Raw genomic sequence first — 574 nt, 5'->3', positions numbered from 1 at the left:
GTTCCTGACGCTCGCCATCTGGGACCGCGCGCTCAACTACTATACCGAATGGGGGCAGACAGCGATGTTCGCGGCGGTGATGCTGACCACGGCGATCGGCATCCCGTTCTACATCTTCCTGGAGCGCGCCAGCCTCGGCTTCCGCCGGCTGAAGCCCAGGATGGCGACAATCTACGACCCTGTCTTCTGGCGGCACGAACGTCACTGGAAGCTGTCCGATTCGCCGATCATGGGCCTGTTCACCGGCACCCCGTTCCGGCCGATCATCCTGCGCATGCTGGGCGTGAAGGTCGGGTTGCGCCTCTATGACGGCGGCTGCATCATCACCGAGCGGTCGCTGGTGGAGATCGGCGACGACGTGACGCTCAACGAGGGCTGCGTCATCCAGGCGCACTCGCTGGAGGAGGGCGCATTCAAGTCCGACTACATCCGCATCGGCGATGGCTGCACCCTGGCGCCGGCCGTCTTAGTCCACTACGCGGTGGTGATGGGTAAGGGATCCGTGGCGGATGTCGACTGCTTCGGGATGAAGGGCGAGGTCCTTGATCCTAACACGGTCTGGCGGGGCCACCCG

General features: G+C 64.5%; 1 pseudogene. It reads left to right on the top strand.

The features are described 5' to 3' along the window. Positions 1-574, top strand: a pseudogene (locus tag EN818_RS30685) (peptide synthetase); the annotation flags it as partial.

Origin of the sequence: Mesorhizobium sp. M3A.F.Ca.ET.175.01.1.1 (genome assembly GCF_004791945.1) — a bacterium.
GTDB lineage: Bacteria > Pseudomonadota > Alphaproteobacteria > Rhizobiales > Rhizobiaceae > Mesorhizobium.
This window is presented reverse-complemented; position numbering and strand designations above follow the sequence as displayed.